Raw genomic sequence first — 2775 nt, forward strand, 5'->3', positions numbered from 1 at the left:
CAGGGCATTGCCGAGAGCTTCCTTGAACAGGTCTTCCTCACCCCGCATACCGGAATCTGGTTCCCGGAGGTGGAGGAGCTGATCGAGGCTGGAGTTGTCGATGGGGTGATTGAGGAGTGAGCATGCCGGACCAGCGCAGTCTGCGCGCGGTCTCGAACTTTGGCTTAAAATTGCTAACTTTTCCGAAGCCCGCCTCAACTGTCCGTCCGTTGCAGGATGAAGACGGGGTCAACCTTGCGCTTGCCCAGCTCTCGGGCATGCTCAGGGGCATGCACAACCAAAATGTCGGCCCCTGATACGCATAGGAAACGTTGTCGAAAGGTGGACTGAGCAAGTTTGAGTTTGCAACCGAACGACCGGATGTGAAGCACTGGACGCCACAATCAACCTGCTAACGCTAGAAGTGACCGCAGTTTGATTTGGCAAGAGTGAACTTCATGATCCCCCCTACAGCACTCCGTTCTGCCGGTAATGCGGTGTCGGGAACGCCCCCGGATGATGCCGGCATGCGAACCATACAGCGCCGAAGAAAACGTATTCTTCGGCTTGGTGTTGTGGTTCTTCTGGTACTCGTCGCCGGATCTCGGTCCTTGACCGATCGGCAGAGCGCGCTTCACGACATGATCGAAGCCGTTGGGCTATTTGCGATTTACGTATGCATCTTCGGACGTGGCTGGTGCTCCCTTTATATCGGCGGGCGCAAGAACACAGAGCTTGTCACCACCGGGCCTTATTCAAGCTGCCGTAATCCACTTTATCTTTTCAGCATAATCGGGGCGTTTGGTGTCGGAGCCCAGACCGGCAGCATCGTGCTCGCCAGTTTGTTTGCGGGCGTGTGCTGGATGGTGTTTCGCAATGTGGTCTTGCAAGAAGAAGTGCTGTTATCAGAACGTTTTGGCAAGGCATTCCGCCGCTATACCAATATTGTGCCGCGTTTTCGGCCGACGTGGTTTCGCTGGCAGGATGAAGAAACACTGCTGTGCAAGCCGTCACTGTTTTTGACCACGACGCGCGATGCGATGTGGTTTCTGGCTGCTGGACCGGTATTGGAAGGCATCAAAGTGATGCAGGAAAAGGGATGGCTGATACCTGTGATCTATCTGCCCTAAGTGCCAAACCTAGATAGGGTGTCCCGGTTTAGCCCGAAGCGGTTGAGCGGCTGCCCGAAGCGGTTGAGCGGCTGAAAGACAGCTTGTCCTTTATCCCGCGCGACGATGTTGCGATCTGCCCCACCCCCAGCAATAGCAGGCCTTTTGCCTGCTGACCCGATATTTGCTCAGACGTGGACGCGCATAAGCCCATCCACACAGGGCCGTCTGAATGAAGCACCGGCCCTTTCCATTGGTTTTAGGCCTACCGGGCTGCCGTCACAAATGTTCGATCGCAAGAACGATGATGACGAAAGCCCCCGAACGACACAACATAATAGCGGAGTAGAAATTGATATGAAACCGACCGAAAATCCCCAAGGGAACCTCGCAATAGGACGCCGCAGCTTTCTAAGTGGTGCGACGGCTCTTGGTGTTGGTGCCGGATTGGCTGCACACGCCAATGCCGCCGACACCACTGTGGCAGAAAAATCGACCATTGCCTTGCGAGACCACGACCTGCCCTTTATCGCCACCGAAGAGACCTATACCACCGACGAACTGATCGCGCTGAATGCGATTAACGATGATCACGTGGAGTACCTCAGGGAAACCGGTCTTGCCGAACTTGGCCCCGGCCGCATCGGTGACATGGATCAGGCAGGGATCAATGTTCAGATCCTTTCGGCACATACACCCGGCGTGCAGGATCTCGCTGGTCAGGAAGGCATCGATTTTGCCTATCGCCTCAACAAGATGATTGCCACCGGCCCGATGGTCACCTATCCGGGGCGGTTCCAGGCCTATGCAACCCTTCCGCTACAGGACCCGGAGGCATCAGCCGACGAACTGGAACGCGCCGTTCGCGAAGATGGCTTTGTCGGCGCCATGACCAATGGCTTTATTGGCAAAAAGTTTCTCGACCATCCCGATTTTGAACCCCTTCTGGCGCGGGCCGAGGCACTTGATGTCCCGATATACCTGCATCCGGGCTTCCCGCCCAAGGAAGTCTTCGACATTTACTACCGCATCATGCGGCCAGGATATAACGACGAATATCAGGACTACATTCTCAGCGGTTCCGGATATGGTTGGCACCAGGAGGTGCTTACGCAATGTCTTCGACTGATCATGACAGGAACGTTCGACAGATTCCCCAAACTGCAAATGATCATCGGCCATATGGGAGAAGGCCTTCCGTTCTTCTTTGAGCGTATCGTGGAAGATTTGGGCGATGTGACCGAAGGCTCCCTGAACAAGCCCATCGGCCAGTACTTCAGTGACAATTTCTGGTACACAACCAGCGCATTTTTCCAGGATGAACTGCTTCATCTTTTGTTGAAATACATCAGTGTGGATCGTGTGATGTTTGGAACTGATTATCCGTTCGCAGACATGAAGCAGGGAACCGACTGGTTTCGGGCAGTGGATCTGCCCCGTGAAGCCAAGGAAAAAATTGCGTTCCGGAATGCGCAAAAACTGTTCGGCATAAAGGTCTGATACCTCTCCCAAACCCACAAGCCTTTACAAACAACGAGTTGTATGAGGCCTGAAACAAACAAGGCTACAGCAAAGACAAACACCCCGCTCGGGTTCGCCTGGCGGGGTGTTTTGATTTAGGGCGTTGTTATATCGCGCAAAGAAGCGATTTATACCAGAAGTGGTTGCGGGGGCAGGATTAGTCTCC

At 54.3% G+C, this 2775-nt stretch carries 3 protein-coding genes; all 3 read left to right on the forward strand.

The genetic code is table 11. The features are described from left to right. The first annotated feature begins 122 nt into the window (after positions 1-122). The 3 genes from B2R48_RS19480 (at position 123) to B2R48_RS19490 (ending at position 2588) form a co-directional block, all read left to right on the forward strand. Complete coding sequence (locus B2R48_RS19480) at positions 123-296, forward strand: hypothetical protein (protein WP_297003618.1); 174 nt, start codon at positions 123-125, stop codon at positions 294-296. A gap of 141 nt (positions 297-437) precedes the next feature. Beyond that, positions 438-1109, forward strand: coding sequence for a methyltransferase family protein (locus B2R48_RS19485; protein ID WP_297003620.1), 672 nt, complete (start codon positions 438-440; stop codon positions 1107-1109). Between the two features lie 336 nt (positions 1110-1445). Beyond that, entirely contained in the window at positions 1446-2588 is a 1143-nt protein-coding gene (locus B2R48_RS19490) for an amidohydrolase family protein (protein ID WP_297003621.1), read from the forward strand. The last annotated feature ends 187 nt before the right edge of the window (positions 2589-2775 follow it).

This window comes from Thalassospira sp. UBA848 (assembly GCF_002295455.1).
GTDB lineage: Bacteria > Pseudomonadota > Alphaproteobacteria > Rhodospirillales > Thalassospiraceae > Thalassospira.

Bases quoted from the DNA above. Each gene is read 5' to 3' on its own strand.
- B2R48_RS19485 (WP_297003620.1), top strand. From the start codon at position 438: ATGATCCCCCCTACAGCACTCCGTTCTGCCGGTAATGCGGTGTCGGGA.
- B2R48_RS19490 (WP_297003621.1), top strand. From the start codon at position 1,446: ATGAAACCGACCGAAAATCCCCAAGGGAACCTCGCAATAGGACGCCGC.
- B2R48_RS19480 (WP_297003618.1), top strand. From the start codon at position 123: ATGCCGGACCAGCGCAGTCTGCGCGCGGTCTCGAACTTTGGCTTAAAA.